Source organism: Kitasatospora aureofaciens, from assembly GCF_001188955.3.
Lineage (GTDB): Bacteria > Actinomycetota > Actinomycetes > Streptomycetales > Streptomycetaceae > Kitasatospora > Kitasatospora aureofaciens.
Genome location: NZ_JPRF03000001.1, coordinates 434,815 through 461,410, shown reverse-complemented (window position 1 = coordinate 461,410; position 26,596 = coordinate 434,815). Strand labels below are relative to the sequence as shown.

General features: G+C 73.4%; 5 protein-coding genes. All 5 read right to left on the bottom strand.

What is annotated here, in order from left to right; all coding sequences use genetic code 11:
- Nucleotides 1–162 precede the first annotated feature (162 nt).
- The 5 genes from HS99_RS02010 to HS99_RS01990 are packed head-to-tail and all read right to left on the bottom strand — an operon-like array spanning nt 163 to nt 26,593.
- A complete protein-coding gene (locus tag HS99_RS02010) occupies nt 163–360 on the bottom strand; it encodes a hypothetical protein (RefSeq protein ID WP_030285852.1) in 198 nt (65 codons plus the stop codon).
- Nucleotides 360–1,112 (bottom strand): SRPBCC family protein, encoded by a 753-nt coding sequence (locus HS99_RS02005; protein WP_030285854.1) that lies wholly within the window; start codon nt 1,110–1,112, stop codon nt 360–362. Before HS99_RS02005 ends, HS99_RS02010 begins: the two co-directional genes overlap by 1 nt.
- Nucleotides 1,113–1,142: 30 nt before the next feature.
- On the bottom strand, nt 1,143–2,390 hold the full coding sequence (locus tag HS99_RS02000; protein ID WP_030285856.1) for a cytochrome P450: 1,248 nt from the start codon (nt 2,388–2,390) through the stop codon (nt 1,143–1,145).
- A gap of 5 nt (nt 2,391–2,395) precedes the next feature.
- Nucleotides 2,396–2,611 (bottom strand): MbtH family protein, encoded by a 216-nt coding sequence (locus HS99_RS01995; RefSeq protein WP_030556262.1) that lies wholly within the window; start codon nt 2,609–2,611, stop codon nt 2,396–2,398.
- A 3-nt stretch (nt 2,612–2,614) separates the two neighbouring features.
- A complete protein-coding gene (locus HS99_RS01990; protein ID WP_050367038.1) occupies nt 2,615–26,593 on the bottom strand; it encodes a non-ribosomal peptide synthase/polyketide synthase in 23,979 nt (7,992 codons plus the stop codon).
- Nucleotides 26,594–26,596 lie beyond the last annotated feature (3 nt).

The following is a 26,596-nucleotide window of genomic DNA, read 5'->3' as shown; positions in this document are numbered from 1 at the left end:
GAGTTTGTCCCGGCGGGCCTTCTGATGGTTGAGCCAGGCCCCCAGCCTGGGGTAGCGGCCGGCTGCGCCCGCGCGTCTCAGCTGGCGAACGCGCCCGTGGTCGAGGGAACGGCGGCCGGTGCCGTCCCTCCGGACGGCACCGGCCTCGTGGAAGGGGGAGGTCTACCAGCGGCGGCGTGGCGGCGGGTCGAGCTTGGCGGCGAGGGCCGAGAGAAAGGTGGGGAGCTTGTCGACCATCGCCTTGGGGACCGGGGTGGTCTGGACGCCGCCCCGTTGCACGTCCTCGACGAGGAGGGTGTAGGTGCCGTTCTCCTCGACGAGTTCGGCGGCGAAGAGCAGTGTCCTGGTGGAGGTTTCCATCAAACGTCCTGGGACTGGGTGTCATTGAGCCAGGCGGTCCACGCTGCGGTGGCCCGCTGCTCGTCGGCGTCCTTGGCAAACAGGTGGTGGCCGAGCCAGATCGGTACGTTCCAGGTACTGCCGTTGAAGAAGCGGTACAGGGCGTCCGGGCCGCGCAGGCCGACGAAGTCGGGGCTGAGCCAGTCGACGACCACCTCCTCCGGGCCCGTGTCCGCACCGGGGACGAGGAGTGGAACGCGGTCGCCGACGGACGCGTCGTCGGCGAGGCCGAGGCGGCGGCGCAGAGCGGCGAAGTCGGCCGGGTCCGAGGTGGGTTCGGGGCGCTGGGCCCTGACGTAGACGGCGGGGCGGCCGGCGAAGTGCCGCAGGTACTCGGCGAGGCCGTGCTGGTAGAAGTCGACGTGCTTCTCGGCGGCGTCCGACTTCCTGTCCCAGACCTCGTCCCAGACGCCCTGGTGCACCCAGTGGATCCCCATCCGCAGGTGGCTCGTTCCGCCGTCCGCAGGCGCGATCCGGTAGCTGAGCGTGTTGGAGAACTCGTCGCCGACGGTCGCCCGGACGGCGAAGTGGCTCGGCGGCTCCCAGGCCACGACCGTGCTGTCGGCCCGGCTGGCCTTCCCACCGACCCGCGGTTCGACTTCCATGGGATACAGCCAGCCCAGGTTGCCGGCGCCGGTGGCGACCGCGGCCCAGACCTGCTCGGGCGTGGCGGGTAGGTCCTGTTCCCGGCGGACCTCGAACTCTCGGGCCATGGTCGGTGCTCCTTCGTCGTCGTTCGGGTGTCAGTAGGTGATCGGGAGGGCGCTGAGCCGGCGTTGCAGCGGGTTGGGCCGCCAGTCGAGCGTCGACCCGTCGGCCAGCCGCAGGGCCGGGAGGCGGCGCACCAGGGTGCCGATCGCCACCTCGGCCTGGAGCTTGGCCAGCGGCCCGCCGAGGCAGAAGTGCGGGCCGTGGCCGAAGCCCAGGTGCCGGTTGCCGGGGCGGGTCAGGTCGAGGCGATCCGGGTCCTCGAAACGCTCGGGGTCGCGGTTGGTCGCGCCGAGGAACAGGTACGCCAACTCCCCCTCCCGCAGGAGCTGTCCGCCGATCTCCAGGTCCTCGGCGACGACCCGCACGATCGCTTGGGTCACCGTGTCGTATCGGGCGAGTTCCTCGACCGCGGCGCGGATCAGTCCCGGGTCCGCGCGCAGCCGGGCGAGCTGGTCCGGGTGGCGCAACAGGGCGAGCGTGCCGTTGCCGATCAGGTGGGTGGTGGTCTCGCCACCTGCGGTGATCAGGACAAAGCAGGTGGACAGCAGTTCCGAGTCGCTGAGCCGGTCGTCCTGCGCCTGGGTGGCGACCAGGGCGCTGATCAGGTCGTCGCCCGGGTGGGCCCGCCTGCGGCGGACGAGTCCGGCGAGGTATTCCTCGTACTGCTCGATCGCCTCCTCGGACTTGTCGATGTCCTCGCCCAGCCGGCCGAAGCGGCGGAACCACACTTCGACCTGCGGGCGGTCCTCCGGCGGGATGCCGAAGAGCTCACAGGTGACGGACATCGGCATCGGGGCGGCGACCGCCTCGATCAGGTCCGTGGTCGGTCCGGCCTCGACGGCTTGGTCGATCAGCCGGTCGACGATGCGCTGGACGCCGTCGCGCAGGGCTTCGACGCGCCGGGCGGTGAAGGCCCGGTTGGCGAGTTTGCGCAGCCGGGCGTGGTCCGGCGGGTCGGTGTTGGTCATCACCCGGCCGAGCCGGTCGGTGAGCCGGCTGAAGGCCTTCAGGTCACCGCCGAGCGCTTCGTAGGCGCGGGTCATCCGGTCCCGGTCGTTGGACAGTCGCAGGTCGCCCAGCGCCGTCTCCACGTCGGTGTACCGGGTGAGGTACCAGATGCCCTGGGCGCTGCGGTGGACGGGACTCTCGCGCCGCATGCGGGCGTAGAAGGGGTACGGGTCCCGCCGGGCCTCGGGGGTGAACAGGTCCGCGGCGAGGTCGTGGGGCGGGGCGAGGCCCGCGGTGCCGCGGGCCCCGTCCCCGGTGCCGATGGAGGTCACGTCGACTACCGCTGGGCGTCCATGGCGTCGGCGAGGCTCTTGGGCCGCATGTCGGTCCAGGACCGCTCGACGTACGCCAGGCAGGCGGCGTTGGTGTCGGGTCCGTGGACGACGGTCCAGCCGTCGGGGACATCCGCGAACTGCGGCCAGAGCGAGTGCTGGTTCTCGCCGTTGACGAGCACGAGGAAGGTGCCGTCCTGGTCGTCGAAGGGGTTGGTCATCGGTCAGTCCTCCTGGTGGGAACGGATGGTGCTGTAGGTGTCGCCGGTCGCCCCGGCGATCCTGGCGGCGACGATCGGTCCGATCTGGGCCAGCGAGCCGGCCTGGGTCATCCGGTCGTGCCGGGTGGTGATCTCGTGGGATTCGATCCGGCCGGTGACGTACGGGCGCCAGGTCTCCGACCCGGCGTTGTCCTCGGCCCGGTCGATCGTGGAGTTGAAGAGCAGCAGGTCCCCGTCGTACCTGCCGGGGACGAAGTCGACCGCTAGCTTGGCATTGTTGATCATGATGTCGACGATGACCTCCACCTGCCGCTCGGACAGGCCCTGCAGCGCGCTGCCCCGCCGGTTCAGGACCTCGGCGACCTCGGCGTAGGTGATCTCCCGGTCGCCCAGCTCGTCCGGGTCGACGTCGAGCACTCCGACGAGCACGTCCCGCACGGTGGGCACCGGAGCGACCTCGAACTTCACGTCCTTCACCGGGTAGGCGTCGAGGACCGCCAGCAGCGCGGTCGGCTCACCGCGGGACTGGAGCTCACAGGCGAGCGCGTGGGCGATCAGCCCGCCTGCGGACCAGCCGAGCAGCAGGTACGGGCCCTCCGGCTGGATCTTCTGGACCTGGTCGGCGTAGTCGGCCGCCATCTCCTCGTAGGAGGTCGGCAGCGGCTCGGGGCGGCCGAGGCCGCGTGCCTGAATCGCGTAGACCGGGTGCCGGGGTGGGATGTGGTTCAGCAAACCGCTGTACGACCAGCTGATGCCACCACCGGGATGGATGCAGAACAGCGGCGTGCCGGTCCCGGTCGAACGCAGCGGCAGCACCACGTCCAGCGCGTCGTCGGGGTTGTCCATGACCAGGCGTTCGGTGAGCCCGGCCACGGTCGGTGCCTCGAACAGCATCCGCAGGCCCAGCTCCAGGCCGAGGGTCTCGCGAACCCGGGAGGCCAGGCGGGCGGCCAGCAGCGAGTGGCCGCCGAGGTCGAAGAAGCCGTCGTCGATGCTCACCTGCTCCCGGCCGAGGACCTCGGCGAACAGGCCGCACAGCAGCTGCTCCTGCGGTGTCCGGGGGCCGCGCCCGGCGCCCGTCGCGCCGTACTCGGGGGCGGGCAGGGCGGCCCGGTCCAGCTTGCCGTTGGCGGTCAGTGGCAGCGCGTCCAGGGTGACGAAGGCCGCCGGCACCATGTAGTCGGGCAGTTCGCGGCGCAGTCGGCCGGACAGCTCGCCCGGCTCGGGCGCCCCCTCGGAGGTGGGCACCAGGTAGGCGACCAGCCGCTTGTCGCCCGGCCGGTCCTCGCGGGCCACCACGGCTGCCTGGGCGACGCCCGGGCAGCCCGCCAGGACCGCTTCGATCTCTCCGGGCTCGATCCGCAGGCCGCGAAGCTTGACCTGGTGGTCGGCGCGTCCGGCGAATTCCAGTGCGCCGTCGGGCCGCCACCACGCCAGGTCGCCGGTGCGGTACATCCGGCTCCCGGACGGCCCGTACGGGTCGGCGGTGAAGCGCTCCGCCGTCAGGCCGGGGCGGCCCTGGTAGCCGCGGGCCACGCCCGTCCCCGCGAGGTACAGCTCACCGACCAGGCCCGTGGGCACCGGGCGCAGGTGGTCGTCGAGGACGTAGGCGCGCATGTTCGCCATCGGCCCGCCGATCGGCACCGACGCGGCGTTTGCGGAGAGGGTGCGCACCGGGTGACAGGTGGCCAGGGTGGTGGCCTCGGTCGGCCCGTAGCCGTTGACCACCTCGATGCCGGGGCATGCCGCCAGCACCCGGGCGGCGGCGGCCGGGGAGACCACGTCGCCGCCGGTCCACACCTCGCGCACCCCGGCGAGCAGGCCCGGGCGCTCCTCGGCGACCAGCCGGAACAGTCCGGCGGTCAGCCACAGTCCGGTCACCCCGTGGGTGGTGACAGTGTGCTGCAGCAGGTCGAGGTCGAGCTGTTCGGGCGGCGCGACCACGATGCGGCCGCCGCCCAGCAACGGGACCCAAAGCTCGTAGGTGGAGAGGTCGAAGGCCGTCGGGGAGTGCATCAGTACCCGCTCGTGTCCACCGCCGCGCCATTCGGGGGTGAGCGCGTGCCCCACCACATCACGGTGGGTGACGGCCACGCCCTTCGGCCGCCCGGTCGAGCCAGAGGTGTACATGATGTACGCCAATTGCCGCGGATCACAGGGGACTTCGACGGCAGACGAATCGGGCTCGGACTGCGTCAGGGCGGTCAGTACCTCCCGCGTGAGGATCAGGGCGGCCCCGCTCTCGCGCAGGATCAGGTCGATCCGGGAGGACGGGAAGCGCGAGTCGAGCGGTACGTAGGCTCCGCCCGCCTTGATGATCGCCAGGATCGCCACGACCAGTTCGGCCGAACGCTCCAGCAGCACCGCGACCGGTGTCTCCGGCCGTACGCCCTGGCGGACCAGGGCCCGGGCGAGCCGGTTGGAACGCAGGTCGAGCTCCCGGTAGGTCAGTTCGCTTCCGCCCGCCACGACGGCCACCGCGTCCGGCAAGGCCCGCACCTGGCGCGCGAAGAGCTCAGGCACCGCGGCCCGGGGCAGCTCGGCCGCCGTGTCGTTGAACTCGGACAACAGCCGGTGGCGTTCCGCGGCGGACATCAGGTCGATCCGGCTGATCGGCCGGTCGGGGTCGGCGACCGCCGCGCGCAACAGACGGGCCCAGCGTTCGGACAGCAGCTCCACGGTCGGCGCGTCGAACAGGTCGGTGGCGTACTCCACGGCGCCGACCAGGCCGTCCGGGGTGCCGTCCGGACGGAACTGCTCGGCCAGGCTGAAGGTCAGGTCGACCCTGGACGTGCCGGTCGGCGCCGCCAGGTGGCCGGTCTCCAGGCCGGCCAGCGCGAACTCGCCCACCGGCGCGTTCTGTAGGGCCAGCATGACCTGGAACAGCGGGTGGTGGGCCAGCGACCGCGCCGGGTTGACCACCTCGACCAGGTACTCGAACGGCACGTCCTGGTGGTCGTACGCGGAGAGCGCCTTCTGCCGTACCCGGCCGAGCAGTTCGGCGAATCCGGGGTTCCCGCCGGTGTCGGTGCGCAGCACCAGGGTGTTGACGAAGAAACCGACGAGTTCGTCGAGGGCCTGGTCGGTGCGCCCGGCGATCGGGCTGCCGATCGGGATGTCCGTGCCGGCTCCGAGCCGGGTGAGCAGCGCGGCGAGACCGGCCTGGAGCACCATGAACATGCTGGCCCCGCGAGCGGCGGCCAGGTCCCGGAGGGCCTGGTGCAGGTCGGCGTCCAGCCGGATCTCGACCCGGTCGCCGCGCTGGGAGGCCACCGGCGGCCGGGGCCGGTCGGCCGGCAGTTGCAGCTGCTGCGGGAGCCCTGCCAACTCCTCCTTCCAATAGTTCAGTTGCCGGGCGAACAGGCTGTCCGGGTCGGCGGAGTCGCCGAGCAGCTCGCGCTGCCAAAGCGTGTAGTCGGCGTACTGTACCGGCAGCGGGGACCACTGCGGGGCCTCGCCCTGGCAGCGGGCCGCGTAGGCTGCGGCCAGGTCGCCGGAGAGCGGGCCCATCGACCAGCCGTCGGCGGCGATGTGGTGCACCACGACCAGCAGCGCGTGCCGGCCTGGGGCGAGCGCGTACAGCTCCGCCCGGACCGGCGGTTCCACCGCCAGGTCGAAGCCGCGCTGGGCCGTCTCCGCCAGCCGCTCGGTCAGCTCGTTCTCGTCCGACTCGATCACCGGCAGCGCCGGGTACGCCTCCGAGGGGCTCAGCACGACCTGGTACGGCACGCCGTCGGTCTCTCGGAAGACCGTCCGCAGGCTCTCGTGCCGGGCCACCACGTCCGCGAGCGCGGCGTGCAGGGCCGAGCGGTCGAGCCGACCGGTCAGGCTCAGGGCAAGCGGCATGTTGTAGGTGGCGCTGGGCCCTTCCATCCGGTGCAGGAACCACAGTCGGCGCTGGGCGAAGGACAGCGGCACCTGTTCGGGCCGGGCCCGGGCCGTCAGCGCGGGACGCGCCGCTCCGGAGCCGTCCAGGCGGGCCGCCAGGGCAGCCACGGTCGGGGCCTCGAACAGCGTCCTGACCTCCAGCTCCGCGCCGAGGGCCGCCCGGGCCCGGGAGGCCAGGCGGGTCGCCAGCAGGGAGTGCCCGCCCAGATCGAAGAAACTGTCGTCGACACCGACCTGCGCCAGGCCCAGCACCTCGGCGAACAGCTCGGCGAGGAGCTGCTCCTGAGGGGTGCGCGGCGCCCGCCCCACCGCGAGCGGGCCGAGGTCGGGGGCGGGCAGAGCACGACGGTCGAGCTTGCCGTTGGCCGTCAGCGGCAGCGCCTCCAGCGCCACGAACGCCGAGGGGACGAGGTAGTCGGGCAGCCGGTGGCGTAGCCAGTCGCGGAGTTCACCGAGGAGGGCCCCGGTGCCCCGACTGCCGGTCGGACGGTTGGTCAGCGAGGACAGCGGCCTGCGGGGGGTTCCGGCCGGCCGGTACGCCTCGACCGGAGCGCCGCAGAGCGCCGACGGGTCGATGAAGACGACGTCAATGGCCTCGGCCGCGGTCGCCGACCAGGTGATGACCACCGAGCGGCCGAGTTCCGCGCCAAGGGCGTGGAAGTCCTCCGGGTCGGGGAGGTCGCCGACCTCCGGGGCGTGCAGCCGCTCCAGCAGCTCGGCGAGCGAGCCGTCGTCGTCCTGCACCGCCCGGGCCAGGGCTGCCTCCCGCGCCACGCGCCGGTTCGGCACCCCGGTGATCCGCAGCACCTCGGCGGCCGTCCGGGCGAGCAGCTCGCGCAGCTCGGCCGACCCGGCGACCTGCCGTCCCCACTCCAACTCGACGGCGCGCTCCGGAGCGGCCGGGGCGACCGGAGCCTTGTGCAGCGTCACGTCGTAGCGGTAGCGGGACAGCTCGTTGTGGTGGCGGCCGTTCTTGACCTCCACCGCCACCGCGCCGATCTCGGTGCCCTGCTCCCGCAGAGCGGTGAAGAAGTCCGGGTCGACCAGGAGCTCCTTCTCGACGCGGAGGGCCTGTTCCACGGCCCGGCGCACCGTTGCGAGGTCGGCGTCGGCCGTCCGGTGCAGTTGGACGGCGGTGGCCAGCGGGCGCAGCAGGCGCAGGTTGCGGACGTCGCCGACGAACAGGGCGCCACCGGGGGCGAGCAGCCGCGCCAGCTTCCCGATGACGTCCGCGAGGTAGTCGGCGGACGGGAAGTACTGCACCACCGAGTTGATGACGATGGTGTCGAACTCGCCGACCGGGAGCCCGTCGGTGTCGTGCGCCGGGCGGGTCTGCAGCACCACGCGCTCGGCCAGGTCCCGTTGCCCGGCCACCTGGGCGGCCAGGGCGTCGATCGCGGTGGCGGAGAAGTCGGTCGCCCAGTACGTCTCGCACTGCGGCGCGATCTGCGAGAGCAGCAGGCCGGTGCCGACGCCGACCTCCAGCACCCGGCGGGGGCGCAGGGCCAGGATGCGGTCGACGGTGGCGTCGCGCCACTCCCGCATCTGCTCGACGGGGATCGGGTCGCCGTCGTAACTGCTGTTCCAGCCCACGAAGTTATGGCCGAAGGCGGCTTCCCCGGGGGCGATGGGCAGGGCGTCGTAGATGTCCCGCCACTCGCCGACGTGGTCGGTTTCGAGGCCGTCGTCCCGGGCGATGTCCTGGCGCGGGACGACGTAGCCGATCAGCCGGTCGTCCTGGGCGAGGACGGCGGCACGGACGACGGCGGGGTGCTCGGCGAGCGCCGCCTCGACCTCACCGGGCTCGACCCGGAAGCCGCGCACCTTCACCTGGTCGTCCGCGCGGCCGACGTACTCCAACTGGCCGTCGGCGCGGAAGCGGACCACGTCGCCGGTGCGGTACATCCGGGCGCCCGAGGGGTCGAACGGGCAGGCGACGAAGCGTCCGGCGGTCAGGCCCGGCCGGTTCAGGTAGCCGCGGGCCAGGCCCGCGCCCGCGACGTACAGCTCACCCGGCACGCCGGGCGGCACCGGCCGCAGCCGCTCGTCCAGCACGTACACCCGGGCGTTGACGATCGGCCGGCCGATCGGCGGCACGCCCGAGCCGGGCGCGAGCGGGTCGCTCATGGTCGCGCACACCGTGGTCTCGGTGGGACCGTAGGCGTTGACCATCCGGCGCCCGGGCGCCCAGCGGGCCACCAGCTCCGGCGGGCACGCCTCCCCCGCCACGATCAGCTTCGGCACCGCCACCGAGCCCTCCGACAGGGCTGCGATGACGGACGGCGGCACGGTCACGTGGGTGACCGCGAGGTCCGGGTCCGTCAGCGCGGCGACCGGATCCCCGGCCGGGGGCAGCACCAGGGCCGCGCCGCGCAGCAGGGCGGTGTAGATCTCCGACACCGAGGCGTCGAAGCTCGGCGAGGCGAACTGGAGCACCCGGCTGTCGGGATCGATCGCGAACCCCTCGATCTGCCCGGCCACCAGGCTCGCCACACCGCCGTGGGCGACCACGACGCCCTTGGGGCGGCCGGTGGAGCCCGAGGTGTAGATCACATAGGCCGGGTGCCGGACGTCGAGCGTGACCTTCGGATCGGTGTCCGGCCAGTCTCCTTCGCTCACCGCCGCCGGGTCGTCGATCATCAGCGCCGGACGGGCGTCCGCCAGCATGAGGTCGATCCGCGACCGCGGATACGCCGGGTCCACCGGCAGGTACGCCGCCCCGGCCTTCAGCACGCCCAGGACGGCCACCACGGCTTCCACCGACCGCGGAAGCGCCACCGCGACCAACTGCTCCGGCCCCACGCCCCGGGCGATCAGCGCATGCGCGAACCGGTTCGCCCGCGCGTTCAGCTGGCGGTACGTCAATTCCACATCGCCACGGATGAGGGCAACCGCGTCCGGCGTCGCCGCCACCTGCCCCTCGAAGGCCTGCGGCACCGGGACGGCGCCCACCTCGCGGGCGGTCGCGTTGCCTTGTTCCAGCAGCCGGTGCCGCTCCTCGGCGTCGAGGAGGTCGATGCCGCCGATCGGCTGCTCCGGGTCGGCGGTGACGGCCTCCAGCAGGAGCGTCCAACGCCGGACCATGGCCTCGACCGTCGAGCGGTCGAACAGGTCGGTGGCGTACTCCGCCGCGCCGACGATCCCGGCCGGGCTGCCGTCCGGGCCAAACTGCTCGACCAGGCTCAGCCCGAGGTCGAACTTGGCGGTTCCGGTGGCCACCGCGTAGGTGGCGACCTCCAGGCCCGGCAGCGAGAACCGGCCCATCGGGGCGTTCTGCACGGCCAGGATGGTCTGGAAGAGCGGGTGGTGGGACAGCGACCGGGACGGGTTCAGCACCTCCACCAAGTGCTCGAACGGCACGTCCTGATGCGCGTACGCCGACAGCGCCGTCTCCCGCACCCGGCCCAACAGCTCCACGAAGCTCGGATCACCGCTCGTGTCCGTCCGCAGCACCAGCGTGTTCACGAAGAACCCGACCAGGTCGTCCAGCGCCTCGTCGGTCCGGCCCGCGATCGGCGAACCGATCGGAATGTCCGTCCCGGCACCCAGCCGGGTGTACAACGCCGCCAGCGCCGCCTGCAGCACCATGAACAGACTGGTGCCGGTGCGCCGCGCCAACTCGGCCAAGGCGGCGTGCAGCTCGGGGCCGAGTTCCAGGCCGACGTGGTCACCGTACCAGCCGGCGACGGCCGGGCGCGGCCGGTCGGCGGGCAGCTGGAGCAGCTCGGGAAGATCGGACAGCTGCCGCTTCCAGTAGTCGAGCTGCTCGGTGAACCGGCTCTTCGGGTCGGTGGCGTCGCCGAGCAGGTCGCGCTGCCAGAGCGTGTAGTCGGCGTACTGTACCGTCAGGTTCGACCAGCTGGGCGCGCTTCCCTCGCTCCGGGCGGCGTACGCCTCGGCGAGGTCGCGGGCCAGCGGGCCGGTGGACCACCCGTCACCGGCGATGTGGTGCATCACCAGCAACAGCACGTGCTCGTCCGGCGCGACCGCGAAAAGCTCCGCCCGCAGCGGCGTCTCCGCCGCTAGGTCGAAGGGCCGCCGGGCGGACTCGGCGAGCCGCTCGTGCAGGTCCGTCCGCAGCACCTCCACGAGCCGGGCCCGGGGCCGGGCCTCCGCCGGGTCCAGGACCCGCTGGCACGGCACGCCGCCCACCTCGGGGAACACCGTCCGCAGGCTCTCGTGCCGGGCCACGACATCGGCCAGCGCCTCGTCCAGCGCCGCCCGGTCGAGCGTCCCGGTCAGTTGCAGCGCCAGCGGGATGTGGTAGGTCGCCGCACTGCCGTCCATGCGGTGCAGGAACCAGAGCCGGCGCTGGGCGAAGGACAGCGGCACCGCCTCCGGCCGCTCCCGCGCGGTCAGCGCCGGGCGGGCGCTGCCGCCCGATGCCAGCACCCCGGCCAGACCCGCCACGGTGGGCGACTGGAAGAGGGCCCGCAATCCCAGCTCGACGCCGAGCACCGAGCGCACCCTGGCGGCCAGCCGGGTGGCGAGCAGGGAGTGTCCACCGAGATCGAAGAAGTCCTCGTCGACCCCGACCCGCCGGCGGCCCAGCACCTCGGCGAACAGCTCGCACAGGATCTGCTCCTGCGGCGTGCGCGGCACCCGGCCCGTCTCCGTGGCCGCGGCCTCGGGCGCGGGCAGCGCCGCCCGGTCCAGCTTCCCGTTCGGCGTCAGCGGCAACGCCTCCAGCAGCACGAACGCCGACGGCACCAGGTACTCCGGCAGGCGCCCGCGCAGGTACGCCGCCAGCTCCGCCGGGCGGACGGTCGTGTCCGGACGGGCCGTGACGTAGCCTACGAGCCGGTCGTCCCGGGTGAGAACCGCGCCCTGGGCGACGGTGGGGTGCTCGGCCAGCGCCGCCTCGATCTCACCGGGTTCGATCCGGAAGCCGCGGACCTTCACCTGCTGGTCGGCGCGGCCGAGGTACTCCAGCTCACCGTCACCGCGTCGGCGCACCAGGTCGCCGGTGCGGTACATCCGAGCGCCCTCAGGCCCGAACGGGCAGGCCAGGAACCGCCCCGCCGTCAGGCCCGGACGGTTCAGGTACCCGCGGGCCAGACCCGGACCGGCCACGTACAACTCCCCCGCAACCCCCGGAGGAACGATGCGCAGGCCCTCGTCCAGCACGTACACCCGGAAGCCCGCGACCGCGCGGCCGATCGGCGGCACTCCGGAGCCCGGGGACAGCGGGTCGCTCATGGTCGCGCACACCGTGGTCTCGGTCGGACCGTACGCGTTGATCATCCGCCGCCCCGGCGCCCACCGCTCCACCAGCTCTGACGGGCACGCCTCCCCCGCCACCACCAGGGTGGCGGCCGTGACACCGGCGCTGTCCACCGCCGCCAGGGCCGAGGGCGGCAGGGTCACGTGGGTGATGCCGAGCCGCCCGTCCGTCAGGGCGTCCAGAGGGGCGTCCGCTGGAGCCAGGACGAGGGCAGCACCGCTGAGCAGGGCGCTGCACAGGTCCCAGAAGGAGGCATCGAAGCTGGGCGAGGCGGCCTGCAGCACCCTGCTGCCCGGCACCAGGCCGAGCCGCTCGATCTGTGCCGCCGCCAGGCCCGAAACGCCGGAGTGGCTGACCACGACGCCCTTGGGGCGACCGGTCGAACCCGAGGTGTAGATCACGTAGGCCGGGTGCCGGACGTCGGGCACCGGATCGGGATCCGTGTCCGGCCGGTCCGCGTCGGTCACCGTCGCAGGATCGTCGACCACCAGCACCGGCCGGGCGTCCTCCAACATGAAGGCGATCCGCGCCGGCGGGTAGGCCGGGTCCACCGGCAGGTACGCGGCCCCGGCCTTCAGCACGCCGAGGACCGCCACCACCGACTCCACCGAGCGCGGCAATGCCACCGCCACCAGTTGCTCCGGCCCCACACCCCGCGCGATCAACGAGTGCGCGAACCGGTTCGCCCGGGCGTTCAGCTCGCGGTACGTCAACTCCGCACCGCCGCACACCAGCGCGACCGCGTCCGGCGTCGCCGCCGCCCGCGCCGCGAACAGCTCCGGCAGGCTCACCCCGGCCGTACCACCCTCGGCGTCGGGCAGCAGCTCGTGCCGCTCCTCGGCGGACAGCAGGTCGATCCCGCCGATCGGCTGGTCGGGCGCGGCGGCGACCGCGGCCAGCAGCCGGGTCCACCGGGCGACCAGGGCCTCGACCGTCGAACGGTCGAACAGCTCGGTGCTGTACTCGACCGCACCGCTGAGTCCGGCCGGCGCGCCGTCGGGCCCGTGCTCCTCCGCGAACCCGAAGGTCAGGTCGAGCCGAGCGGTCCCGGTGGGCACGGTCACCCCGGAGACCCGGAGCCCCGGCAGCTCGAAGTCACCGCCCGGCGCGTTCTGCACGACCAGCCCGGTCTGGAACAGCGGGTGGTGGGACAGCGACCGGGACGGGTTCAGCACCTCCACCAGGTGTTCGAACGGCACGTCCTGGTGCGCGTACGCCGACAGCGCCGTCTCCCGCACCCGGCCCAACAGCTCGACGAAGCTCGGATCACCGCTCGTGTCCGTCCGCAGCACCAGGGTGTTGATGAAGAAGCCGACCAGTTCGTCCAGGGCCTCGTCGGTCCGGCCCGCGATCGGCGAACCGATCGCGATGTCCGTTCCGGCACCCAGCCGGGTGTACAGCGCGGCGAGCGCCGCTTGAAGCACCATGAACAGGGTCGCACCCGAGCGACGCGCCAACGCCGCCAGTGCCGCGTGCAGTTCGGCGTCGATCCGGACTTCCAGCAGGTCGCCGCCGTACGACATGGCGGCCGGGCGGGGCCGGTCGACCGGCAGTCGCAGCTGCTCCGGCAACCCGGCCAGCTGCTCGCTCCAGTAGCCGACCTGCCGGGCGAACAGGCTGTCCCCGTCGTGCTCGTCGCCGAGGATCTCGTGCTGCCACAGCGTGTAGTCGCCGTACGTCACCGGCAACGGCGGCCAGGCGGGCGCACCGCCGCCCTGCCGAGCGGTGTAGGCGGTGGCCAGGTCGCGGGCCAGCGGGCCCATCGACCAGCCGTCCCCGACGATGTGGTGCATCACCAGCAGCAGCACGTGCTCGTCCGGTGCGACCGCCAGCAGCTCCGCCCGCAGCGGTACTTCCGAGGTCAGGTCGAAGCCGCGCACCGCGGCCTCGCGCAGCAGGGCGGGCACCTCGGCGTCGCCGGCCGCGCGGACTGTCAGCGGGACGGCGGCCTCGGTGGCGTCCAGCACCCGCTGGTACGGGATTCCGGCGGTGTGCGGGAAGACCGTGCGCAGGGTCTCGTGCCGGGCCACGACGTCCGCGAGCGCGGCGCTCAGCGCGGCCCGATCGAGGTCGCCGGACAACCGTAGGGCCAGCGGCATGTGGTAGGTGGCGCTCGGCGCCCCGAACTGCTGGAGGAACCAGAGCCGGCGCTGGGCGAACGAGAGCGGCATCGGTTCGCGGCGGGGCCTGGGCACCAGGGCCTGCCGCCCGGTGCGGGCGTCGTGCAGCCCGGCCGCCAGCGCGGCGGGCGTCAGGGCCCGGAACAGGGTGCGCAGCTCCAGCTCGACCCCGAGGGTGGCCCGGACCCGCGAGACCAGCCGGGTGGCGAGCAGGGAGTGCCCCCCGAGGTCGAAGAAGTCCTCGTCGACCCCGACCCGCGGACGGCCCAGCACCTCGGCGAACAGCTCGCACAGGATCTGCTCCTGCGGCGTGCGCGGCACCCGGCCCACCACCATGGTCGCGGCCTCGGGCGCGGGCAGCGCCGCCCGGTCCAGCTTCCCGTTCGGCGTCAGCGGCAACGCCTCCAGCAGCACGAACGCCGACGGCACCAGGTACTCCGGCAGGCGCCCGCGCAGGTACGCCGCCAGCTCCACCGCGGTCGCCCCGGAGCCGGCCACGGGAACGACGTAGGCGACGAGCCGGTCCTCGCGGGCGAGCACCGCGACCTGGGCGACGCCCGGGTGCGCGGTCAGTTCGGCCTCGATCTCGCCCGGCTCGACCCGGAACCCGCGGACCTTCACCTGGTGGTCGACCCGGCCGGCGAACTCCAGCTCGCCGTCGGCTCGCCAGCGCACGAGATCGCCGGTGCGGTACATCCGAGCGCCCGCCGCACCGTACGGGTTGGCGACGAAGCGGCCGGCGGTCAGTCCCGGCCGGTTCAGGTAGCCGCGGGCCAGCCCCTCACCGGCCAGGTAGAGCTCGCCCAGCACCCCGGGCGCGACCGGTCGCAGCGCCGCATCCAGCACGTACACCTGGCAGTTGGCGATCGGACGACCGATCGGCACCGGCACCGGGCAGTCCGCGGGGTCGACCGGCAGCGGGTAGGCGGTGATCACATGGGTCTCGGCGGGCCCGTAGTGGTTGTGCAGCACCCGGCCCGGCCCACGCGCCTGGAAGCGGCGCACCGCCGCGCCGAGGCGCATCGCCTCGCCGGCCTGGGCGACCAGCCGGAGGGCCGGCAGGTCCAGCCCGGCCTCCTCGGCGGCCTCGGCCAACGCCTCCACCACCAGGTTCGGCGCGAAGAGCTCGCCGACCCGGTGCCGGTCCAGCCAGTGGGCGAACAGCTCGGCGCTGCGGCGCTGCTCCTCGGTCGGCACCACCAGCGTCTTTCCGTACAGCAGCGCGGACAGCACCTCCTGCACCGAGACGTCGAAGCTGATCGCGGTGAACTGCGCGGTGCGCGTGCCGGGTCCGCCGCCGACGGCCCCGTGGTGCCACTCCAGCAGGTTGAGCAGTCCGGCGGCGGGCATCACCACGGCCTTGGGGCGGCCGGTGGAGCCGGAGGTGTAAATGACGTAGGCCGGGTGCCGCGCGTCCACCGGGACGGCCGGGTCGTGCACCGGCTGCTCGTCGGACGGCGTGACGGCCGCGAGGTCGTCGAGCACGAGGGCGGGCCGCGCGTCCTCCAGCATGGAGGCGATGCGGGCGGTCGGGTAGTCCGGGTCGACCGGCAGGTACGCCGCGCCGGTCTTGAGCACCGCGAGGACGGCGACCACCAGCTCGGCCGAGCGCGGCAGCCGCAGGGCGACGACCTGCTCCGGCCCGACACCGCGCGCGATCAGCGCGTGGGCCAGGCGGTTGGCCCGGCGGTTCAGCTCTCGGTAGGTCACCACGGTGTCCTCGAACACCACGGCCTCGGCCTCGGGGGTCGCCCGGACCCGCGCCTCGAACAGCGCGGGCAGCGTGGCAGCGGGCACCGGCCGGGCCGTGTCGTTGCGGGCGACCAGAAGCTCGCGCCGCTCTTCCGCGGTGAGGACGTCGATCCGGCTCAGCGGCCGGTTCGGCTCGGCGACCACCGCCGCCAGCAGCCGCAGCCACCGGCCGACCAGGTCCTCCACCGTGGCCCGGTTGAACAGATCGGTGCTGTACTCGACCCGCCCGACGATGCCCTCGGCCGGGCCGCCGGCACCGCCGCGCTCCAGCAGGTGGAAGCCGAGGTCGAACATCGCCGTGGGTGTCCGGACCAGAACGATCTCGGCGGTCACACCGTCCAGCGCGAACTCGGTGCGGGGCACGTTCTGCAGCGCCAGCAGCACCTGGAACAGCGGCTGCCGGGCGAGCGAGCGGGAGGGGTTGAGGGCCTCGACGACGTGTTCGAACGGCAGGTCCTGGTGCGCGTACGCGCCGAGCGCGCTCTCCCGAACCCGCTGCAACAGCTCGGCGAAGGTCGGGTCGCCGCTGGTGTCCGTGCGAAGCACCAGGGTGTTGACGAAGAAGCCGACGAGGTCGTCCAGGGAATGGTCGGTCCGCCCGGCGATCAGGCTGCCGACCGGGATGTCCGTGCCCGCGCCGAGCTTGTCCAACAGCGAGGCCAGGGCGGCCTGCAGCACCATGTACGGGCTGGCGCCGTGCTCCCGACCCAGCCGCACCAGCCCGGCGTGCAGCTCCGCGTCCACTTCGATAGCGAGATGGCCGCCGGCATAGGAGGGGTTGGCGGGGCGGTGGCGGTCGGCGGGGAGCCGGATCTGCTCGGGAAGGTCCGCCAGCGTCCGCGTCCAGTAGGCCGTCTGGCGGGCGAACAGGCTGTCCTGGTCGGCCGGATCGCCGAGAAGCCGGTCGTGCCACAGGGTGTAGTCGGCGTACTGCACGGGCAGCGGCGCCCACCGCGGTTCCTCGCCCTGGCGGCGTGCCGCGTACGCGGTGGCTAGGTCGGCGGCCAGCGGGGCCAGCGACCAGCCGTCACCGGCGATGTGGTGCATCACGAGGAGCAACACGTGCTCGGTCGCCGAGAGCGCGAACACCTCCGCACGCAGTGGCGGTTCGGCCGCGAGGTCGAATCCGCGCGCTGCGGCATCCGTCAGGAGTTCCGGCAAGGCCGTCTCGTCGGCCGGAGTGACCGTCAGTCCTGGGCGCGCCTCTCCGATGGCCAGCACCCTCTGGTACGGCGCCCCGTCGACCGGTGGGAAGACCGTCCGCAGGGTTTCGTGCCGGTCGACGAGGTCGCCCAGCGCCGCCTCCAGGGCAGCCAGGTCCAGCGGTCCCGAGAGCCGCCACGCGAGCGGCATGTTGTAGACGGATTCGGCACCCTCCAACTGGCGCAGGAACCACAGCCGCCGCTGAGCGGACGACAGCGGCACCAGCGCGGGCCGCTCCGCCGGCTCCAGGGCGAGCCGGGCCCGGTCCGCGCCACCCAGCCCGGCGGCCAGGCCGGCCACCGTCGGGTTGCGGAACAGGGTGTGCAGCGGCAGCTCCACGCCCAGCACCGACCGTGCCCGGGCGACCAGCCGGGTGGCCAGCAGGGAGTGCCCACCGAGGTCGAAGAAGTCGTCGTCGGCGCCGACCTCGGAGAGGCCCAGCACCTCGGCGAACAGCCCGGCCAGCACGTGCTCCTCAGGGGTGTGCGGTTCCCGGCCCGCAGGCGCAGCGGTGGAGGCCGGCTCGGGCAGGGCGCGTCGGTCCAGCTTGCCGCTGGTGTTGAGCGGAAGGGCGTCGAGGGCGACGTACGCGGTCGGCACCATGTAGTCGGGCAGCCGCTCGCGCAGGTGCGCCCGCAGGTCCTCCGGCCGAAGCTCCGCCCCGGTGACGGGCACCACGTAGGCGACCAGGCGCGGGTCCTCCGCCCGGTCCTGCCGGACGATCACGGCGGCCCGTACGACCTGCGAGTGCTCCGCCAGTGCCGCCTCGATCTCACCGAGTTCGATCCGGAATCCCCGGAGCTTGACCTGGTCGTCGGTGCGGCCGAGGAATTCCAGGTTCCCGTCCGGGTTCCAGCGCACCAGGTCTCCGGTGCGGTACATCCGCGAACCCCCCGGCCCGAACAGGTCAGCGATGAACCGTCCCGCCGTCAGCCCCGGCCGGTTCAGGTATCCGCGCGCCAGGCCGACGCCGGCGATGTACAGCTCGCCCGGCACACCGGCGGCCACCGGCTGCAGGGCGGCGTCGAGCACGTGCAGTCGGACGCCCCCGAGCGGTCGGCCGATCACCTGGTGCGGGCTCGACTCCATCGATGCGAAGACCGAGTCCACCGTGCACTCGGACGGCCCGTAGTAGTTCAGGGAGATCACTCCGTCGGCCGACCGCAAGCGCTCCCACAGCTGCTCGGGAACGCTCTCCCCGCCCATCGCGACCAGCAGCGGACGCCACTGCGGATGGTCCAACAGTCCGTGCGCCACGAGGACCTGCATGTACGACGGAGTGGCACCGACGGCATCCAGTCCGACCCGCGCGGCGTGGTCGAGGTAAGCGTCCGGGTCGGTCCAAGTCGCCTCGTCCAGAACGTGCAGCTCGTGGCCCGCGTAGAGGCACGACATCTGGTCGCAGGAGGCGTCGAACGACACGGACGTGGTCAGCCCCACCCGCAGCCGGTGCTTCGTCTGCTGGGGGTACATCAGGAGTCGCTGGTTGGCGAAGAGGTTCAACAGACCGCCGTGCGTGGACAGCACGCCCTTGGGCCGCCCGGTGGACCCTGAGGTGTAGATGACGTACGCCGGATGGCCCGGGTGGATCGCCACCGCCGGGTCCGTCGCCCGGCAGTCCGCAACCAGGGCGGCGGTCTCCGGATCGTCGACCACAAGCCACCCGGCGGAACCGGTCGTCGGCAGGCGGTCCCGGGTCCGGGCGTCGGTCACCACCAGGAGCGGTCGGGCGTCGTCGAACATGTACCCGATCCGCGCAGCCGGGTACTCCGGATCGATCGGGAGGTACGCCGCGCCGGTCTTCAGCACCGCAAGGATCGCCACCACCAGCTCGGCCGAGCGCGGCAGCGCCACCGCCACCAGACGCTCCGGCCCGGCTCCGCGCGCGATCAGCGCATTCGCCAGCCGATTCGTCCGGGCGTCCAACTCCGCGTACGTCAGCGAGGCTTCCGGTCCCACCACCGCGAGGGCGTGCGGAATCGCGCGCACCTGGGCCCGGAACAGCTCCGGCAAGCTCTCGGTGAAGGCCTGGGCCGCCGGGCCGGTGCCCAGCGCCGTCAGCTCCGCGCGCTCCTCGGCGGTGAGCAGGCCGAACCGGCTGAGCCGGCGCCGCGGATCGGCGACGGCGGCGCGGAGCAGCCGCTCCCACCGACCGATCATGGTCTCGACAGTGGCGGGGTCGTACAGGTCGCCGGTGTACTCGACGGACCCGTCGATCCCCTCCGGGGAACCGTCCTCCCCGAGCCGCTCGGACATGGTGAAGATCAGGTCGAGCTTGGCGGTCGTCGAGGTCGACGGCACGTCCTCGACGCGCAGTCCGGGCGGTGCGAAGTCGGCCCGGGGCGCGTTCTGCAACACCAGCATGACCTGGAAGAGCGGGTGGTGCGCCAGCGAGCGCACCGGGTTCAGCGCCTCGACCAGGTACTCGAACGGAAGGTCCTGGTGGGCGTACCCGGCCAGCGCGGTGTCCCGGACCCGTCCCAGCAGCTCGGCGAAGGTCGGGTCGCCCGAGGTGTCGGTACGGAACACCAGGGTGTTGACGAAGTAGCCGATCAGCTCGTCCTGTGCCTGGTCGGTCCGGCCGGCGACCGGGCTGCCGACCGGGATGTCGTCGCCCGCGCCGAGCTTGCTCAGCAGCGCCGCCAGCCCGGCCTGGAGCACCATGAACAGACTGGTGCCGTGCTGGCGGGCGAGTTCGCGCAGGCCTCGGTGCAGGTCAGCGTCGAACCCGGCGCGCACGGAACCGCCCCGGTGCGAGGCGACCACCGGGCGGGGCCGGTCGGTGGGCAGCTGGATGCGCTCCGGCAGACCGGCCAGCTGCCCGGTCCAGTAGTCCGCCTGGCGCGCGAACAGGCTGTCCGGGTCGGCGGCGTCGCCGAGCAGGTCGTGCTGCCAGAGGGTGTAGTCGGCGTACTGGACCGGCAGCTCCTCCCACTGGGGCGCCTCGCCGCGGCAGCGCGCCGCGTAGGCAGCGGTCAGGCCCTGCGCGAGTGGCCCCAGCGACCAGCCGTCGCCCGCGATGTGGTGGAGCACCAACTGGAACACGTGCTCGTCCGCTGCCAGCTCGAACAGAGCGACCCGTAGCGGCACGTCGACCGCCAGGTCGAAGCCGCGGTCCTTCGCCGCCGCCATGGCGGCGGGCAGCTCGGCCTCGGTGGTCCGGCTCACGAGCAACTGCGGACGAGCTGCCGCCGCGTCCAGCACCCGCTGGTCCGGAACCCCGTCCACCGTGGGGAAGACGGTGCGCAGGCTCTCGTGCCGGGCCACCACGTCCGCCACGGCGGCCTCCAGGGCCCGCCGGTCCAGATCCCCGGACAGCCGCCACGCCAGGGAGATGTGGTAGTTCGCAGCAGCGCCCTCCAACTGGTGCAGGAACCAGAGCCGCCGCTGCGCGAACGACAGCGGGACCCTCTCGGGGCGCTTACGCCGTGCCAGGGCGGTCTGCGCCGGCCCGGCCGCCACCAGGGCGGCCGCCAGGCCGGCCGGGGTCGGTGCCTCGAACAGGGTACGCAGCGGCATCTCCACACCGAGCGTGGCGCGGATCCGGGCGGCCAGGCGGGCGGCCAGCAGCGAGTGCCCGCCCAGGTCGAAGAAGCTGTCCTCGACACCGGCCGACGCCACGCCCAGGACCTCGGCGAACAGTTCGCAGAGGACCTGCTCCTGCGGGGTGCGGGGGGCACGGGTGGCAGCCGCCGGGGCGAGGTCGGGGGCGGGCAGGGCACGGCGGTCGAGCTTGCCGTTGGCGGTCAGCGGCAGCGCGTCCAGCGGCACGTACGCGGCCGGCACCATGTGCTCCGGCAGCAGCTCGCGCAGGTGCGCCCGAAGCGGGTCCGGCCGGAGTGCGTGCCCGGTGGCGGGCACCAGGTACGCGACCAGCCGGGTGTCGTCGGCCCGGTCCTGGCGAGCCAGGACGGCTGTCTGGGCGACGGCCGGGTGCGCGGCGAGCGCCGCCTCGATCTCGCCGAGTTCGATCCGGAAGCCGCGCACCTTCACCTGCTGGTCGGCCCGGCCGACGTAGCGCAGACCGCCTGCCGTGTCACGGCGCACCACGTCGCCGCTGCGGTACATCCGGGAGCCGGCCGGCCCGAAGGGGTCCGCCACGAACCGCCCAGCGGTCAGGCCTGGCCGGTTGAGGTAGCCGCGCGCCAGCCCGGGGCCCGCGACGTACAGCTCACCGGGCACGCCCGGAGCCACCGGCCGCAGACCGCCGTCGAGCACGTACGTTCGCAGGTCCGGCAGGGCCGTGCCGATCTGTCCGCCCGTCGTGCCGGACGCGCCGAGCGCCGCGTGGGTGACGTGCACGGTGGTCTCGGTGATGCCGTACATGTTGACCAGCCGCGGTGCGTTCTCCGGGTGCCGCCGGTACCAGTCCGCCAGTCGGGCGTGCTCCAGGGCCTCGCCGCCGAACACCACGGTCCGCAGGGCGAGTTCACGGCCCGCCCCGGCAGCCTCGGCGTCCGCCTGGATCAGCTGGTAGAAGGCGGAGGGCGTCTGGTTCAGAACGGTCACCCGCTCACGGGCGAGGAGTTCCAGGAACCGGCCGGGCGAGCGGCTGGTCTCGTGGTCCACGACGACCAGCCGGCCGCCGTGCAGCAGCGCGCCCCACAGCTCCCACACCGAGAAGTCGAAGGCGTAGGAGTGGAAGAGCGTCCAGACGTCCTCGGCGGTGAACCCGAACAGTTCCTCCGTGGTCCGGAACAGCCGCACCACGTTCCGGTGCGGGACCACGACGCCCTTCGGCTCGCCGGTGGAGCCGGAGGTGTGGATGACGTACGCCGCGTGAGCCGGGTCGACCGCGACCTGCGGGTCGGTGTCGGGCTGTCCGTCCAGGTCGGCGGTGTCCAGCAGCAGCCGGTCCACGCCGTCCACGCCGTCCGCTCCCGGCAGCTCGCCGGCCGTGCCGGTCGTGCCGGTCGTGCCGGTCGTCACCAGCAGCGCCGGCCGCCCGTCCCGGAGCAGGTAGCCGATCCGGGCGGCCGGGTACTGCGGGTCCACCGGGAGGTAGGCGCCGCCCGCCTTCAGCACGGCGAGCACCGCCACGACCAGCTCCGCCGAGCGCGGGATGGCCAGCGCCACCAGTTGCTCCGGTCCCACCCCCCGGTCGATCAGGGCGTGCGCGAGCCGGTTGGCACGTGCGTTCAACTCGCCGTAGCTCAGGGTGACTTCACCGTCGGTGAGGGCGACGGCGGCCGGATTCGCCCGAACCTGCCGCTCGAAGAGTACGGTGAGGCCAACGCCCGATGCGTCCTGCTCCCCCTCGGTGCCGGCCAGACCGGCCGGGAGAAGCGCGCGGAGTTCCTCGGCGGAGAGCACGTCCACCCGGCCGATCCGCCGGCCGGGATCGGCGGCCACGGCGCGCAGCAGCCGCAGCCACCGGTCGACGATCCCGGCCACAGTGGCCTCGTCGAACAGGTCCGTGCTGTATTCCACCACGCCCGAGAGACCGCCCCCACCGGGCTCTTCGCCCAGGATGAAGGTCAGGTCGCACTTGGCCGTCCCGGTGTGGACCAGCCCGGTCTCCACCCGCAGCCCCGGTAGGTCGAACGTGCCGAGCGGTGCGTTCTGCAGGGCGAGCATCGTCTGGAACAGGGGGTGGTGCGCCAGGGTCCGGGTCGGGTTCAGCGCTTCCACCAGGTGCTCGAACGGAACGTCCTGGTGCGCGTAGGCGGCCAGCGCGTCCGAGCGCACCCGGGCCAGCAGGTCGGTGAACGAGGGGTCGCCGGAGAGGTCGGTGCGCAGCACCAGGGTGTTGACGAAGAAGCCGACCAGGTCGTCCAGGGCCTCGTCGGTGCGTCCCGCGATCGGGGTGCCGATCGGGACGTCGGTGCCGGCGCCGAGCTTGCCCAGCAGGGCGGCCAGTCCGGCCTGGAGCACCATGAAGAGGCTGGCGCCGCCGTCGCGGGCCAGTTCGCGCAGGCTCTGGTGCAATTCGGCGTCGATCCGCACCGGCAGGTGGGCGCCCCGGTAGGACATCGCCGCCGGCCGGGGCCGGTCGAAGGGCAGCTCGATCTGCTCGGGCAGGTCCGCCAGTTGCTCGCGCCAGTATGCCAGCTGCTCGCTCAGCAGGCTGCCCGGGTCGGTGCCGTCGCCGAGCAGCGCCCGCTGCCAGAGGGCGTAGTCGGCGTACTGGACGGGCAGCGGCCTCCACTCGGGCTTCGCGCCCTCGCGACGGGCCGCGTAGGCCGCCGCCAGGTCCTGCGAGAGCGGCCGCGTCGACCAGCCGTCACCGGCGATGTGGTGCACCACCAGCAGCAGGACGTGCTCCTCCGGTCCGAGCCGGTACAGCTCGGCATGCAGTGGCGGCTCCTCCGCGAGCTCGAAGCCGTGCCGTGCCGCCTCCGCCAGCCGCTCCGGCAGGTCGTGCTCGCCGACCTCGGTCATCCGCAGCCGCGGCCTGGCCGCGTCGGGGTCCAGCACGTGCTGGCACGGCGCGCCGTCGACCACGGGGAAGGTGGTGCGCAGGCTCTCGTGCCGTTCGACCACATCGGCCAGGGCGGCCTCCAGGGCCCGCTGGTCGAGGTCGCCGGACAGCCTCAGAGTCAGCGGGATGTTGTACGTGGCGCCGGGGCCCTCCATCCGGTGCAGGAACCACAGCCGGCGCTGCGCGAAGGACAGCGGGACCGTCCCTGGCCGCTCACCCGCCGCGAGTGCGGGTCGGGCCCGGCCCGCGGTGTCCACCCTCGCCGCCAGTTCCGCCACCGTCGGCGCGTCGAACAGGTCACGCAGCCCCAGCTCCACACCCAACACGGACCGTGCCCGGGCGACCAGCCGGGTGGCCAGCAGCGAGTGGCCGCCCAGGTCGAAGAAGTCATCGTCCGCTCCGGCCTCCGGGACACCGAGCACCTCAGCGAACAACCCGGCGAGCAGGTGCTCGGTCGCGGTTCGCGGAGCGCGGCCGGTCGCCGTCGGCTGACGGTCGGGCGCCGGGAGGGCACGCCGGTCGAGTTTGCCGTTCGGTGTCAACGGCAGTGCGTCCAGCACAACGAAGTCGGCCGGCACCATGTGCTTGGGGAGCCGTTCCCGCAGGTGCTCGCGCAGCGCGGTGTCGGCCACCGCGGCGCCGGGCTCGGGGACGGCGTAGGCGACCAGCCGGGGCTCCTCCTCGGCGCGCACCACGACGGCGGCCCGGGCGACCTGCGGGTGCTCGACGAGGACGGCCTCGATCTCGCCGGGTTCCACCCGGAAGCCGCGGATCTTGACCTGGTCGTCGGTCCGGCCGAGGAACTCCAGGTTCCCGTCCGCGCCCCAGCGCACCAGGTCGCCGGTGCGGTACATCCGCGCTCCGGGCGGCCCGAACGGGTCCGCCACGAAGCGCCCGGCGGTCAGGCCCGCCCGGTTCAGGTAGCCGCGGGTGAGGCACTCTCCCGCGATGTACAGCTCACCCGGCGTTCCGGCCGGCAGTCGACGCAGGGCGCCGTCGAGCACGTACAGCCGCACGTTGGTGGCGGGCCGGCCGATGACGGGCAGCGGGGTCGATGCCACGGACGCGATCACGGGGTTGACGGTGCATTCGGACGGTCCGTAGAGGTTGAGGCAGGACACCCCCTCGGCCGCGCGCAGCTGTCCCCACAGCCGCTCCGGGACGGCCTCGCCGCCCGCCGCGACCAGCGCCGGACGCCGTCGCGGGCCGGTAAGGAGCCCGTGCTCGACCAGGAGGTGCAGGTAGGACGGGGTGGCTTCGACGTAGTCCAGCCCGCAGCGTGCGGCATGGTCGACGAAGGCGTCCGGGTCGGTCCAGGTCGCGTGGTCCAGGACGTGCAGCTCGTGGCCGGCGAACAGGGCGAGCAGTTGGTTCCACGACGCGTCGAACGACACCGATGTGCTCAGGGCCACCCGAAGCCGCTGCTGCCCCTTGAGCGCCTGTCGGAAGTGGACCTCCCTGAGGTCGGCGAGCAGGTTGAGCAGGCCGCCGTGGGTCGCTGCCACGCCCTTGGGACGTCCGGTGGAGCCGGAGGTGTAGATGACGTACGCCGGGTGGCGCGGGTCGACGGCCACCGTCGGGTCGGTCGCCGGGCGGCCGGCCATCAGGGCGGCAGCTTCCGGCGAGTCGAGCACCAGCCGCTCGAAGGAACCGGGCAGCCGACCCGCGCTGCGGGCGTCGGTCACCACCAGGGCCGGCCGGGCGTCGTCGAGCAGGTAGGAGATCCGCTCGGCGGGGTACTCGGGGTCGACCGGGACGTACGCCGCACCGGTCTTCAGCACCGCCAGGATCGCCACCACCAGCTCGGCCGAGCGCGGCAGCGCCACCGCCACCAGACGCTCCGGCCCCGCTCCCCTCGCGATCAGGGCGTGCGCCAGCCGGTTCGCCCGGGTGTCCAGCTCCGCGTACGTCAGCGAGACCTCGCCACACACCAGCGCGGTCAGGTCCGGGGTCGCCCGGACGTGTTCCCGGAACAGCTCCGGCAGGCTCGCGGCCGGGGCCGGCGCCACCGGCCCGGTGCCGAGTTCGGCCAGTTCGCGGCAGTCCTCGGCCGTGAGCAGGTCGATCCGGCCCACCGCCTCGTCCGGGTCGCAGTCCGCGACCGCGTCGAGCAGGCTGAGCAGCCTTTCCTGGTGCGCGGCGAGGTCGTCGTCGCCGTACGCCTCCGGCGCGCCGTGCAGCCGGAGGAGCGGAGGATTGCCGTCCCGGTAGTCGAACACCCAGACGGCGAGGTCGGTGGTCGACCCGGACACGAAGTGGTGCACCGAGGCGGGGTGCCCGGCGAAGGTCGGCCTGGCGTTGAAGGCCATGATGTTGACGATCAGCGGGAACGCCGTCCCGATGCTGCCGGGGGCGCCGAGGTCGCGCAGCAGGTCCTCGCTGCGGTAGCGCTCGTGTGCGACGGCCGACTCGACTTCCCGCGCCACCTGGGCGACGAGCTCGCGCCAGGGCATGTCCGGCCGCACGGTCAGCCGTAGCGGCACCACGTTGGACATCGTGCCGGGCACCGCCATCAGGTCGCGCCCGGAGCCCCTCCGGGCGGTGACGGGGAGGGCGAGCACCACGTCCTCCCCGCCGCTCAGCCGGTGGGCGTAGAGCGCAGCCGCCGCGACCACCAGGCGGGACCACCGGACCCCGGTCCTGCCCGCCGCCGCTCGCAGCGCGTCCGGGCTCCGCAGCTCCCGTTCCTCGGCCAGGCGCAGGGCGCGGTGCGGGTCGGTCGCGGCGCCGGCGGTGAGTCGGGTCGGCGCGGGAAGGTCGGCGAAGCGCGCGGTCCAGTAGGCACGGTCGGCGGTGAAGTCGTCGGACGCACGGTAGGCGGCGTCGCTGTCGACCAGGTCCCGTAGCGAGCCGAAGGGGCAGGGCGGCACGGCACCGCCCTCAACCAGCGCGGAATACACCTCGCCGACCCGCTGGCGGACCATGGAGCTGCTGATCGCGTCCAGCACCACGTGGTGGTAGTTCAGGTACCACAGGTACTCGGTCGCGGACAGCCGGACCAGAGCGTGCCCGAACAGCGGGTCCCGCGCGAGGTCCAGCGGGCGCATCAGGTCCCGCCGCATCCACTCCACGGCTGCTTCCCGGGGTACGGGCTCCCCGCTGAGGTCCAGGTGCGCCGGCGCCCAGTCCCAGGTCGCGCGGAGGATCTGGCACGGCCCGTCGCCCTCGTCCACGAAGGTGACGTGGAGAGCGTCGACCTCGTCGACCACCCGGTGCAACGCCCTCTCGAACAGCTCCGGATCGACGGGCCCGTGGATCTCCACGCACTCACCGACGCGGTAGCCGGGGATGGGCGTCCGGGAGCGCTGCTCGGCGAGCCAGATCTCGCGCTGGGCGGCTGTCAGGGGAAGGACGTCGCCGTCGCGACGAGACATGGG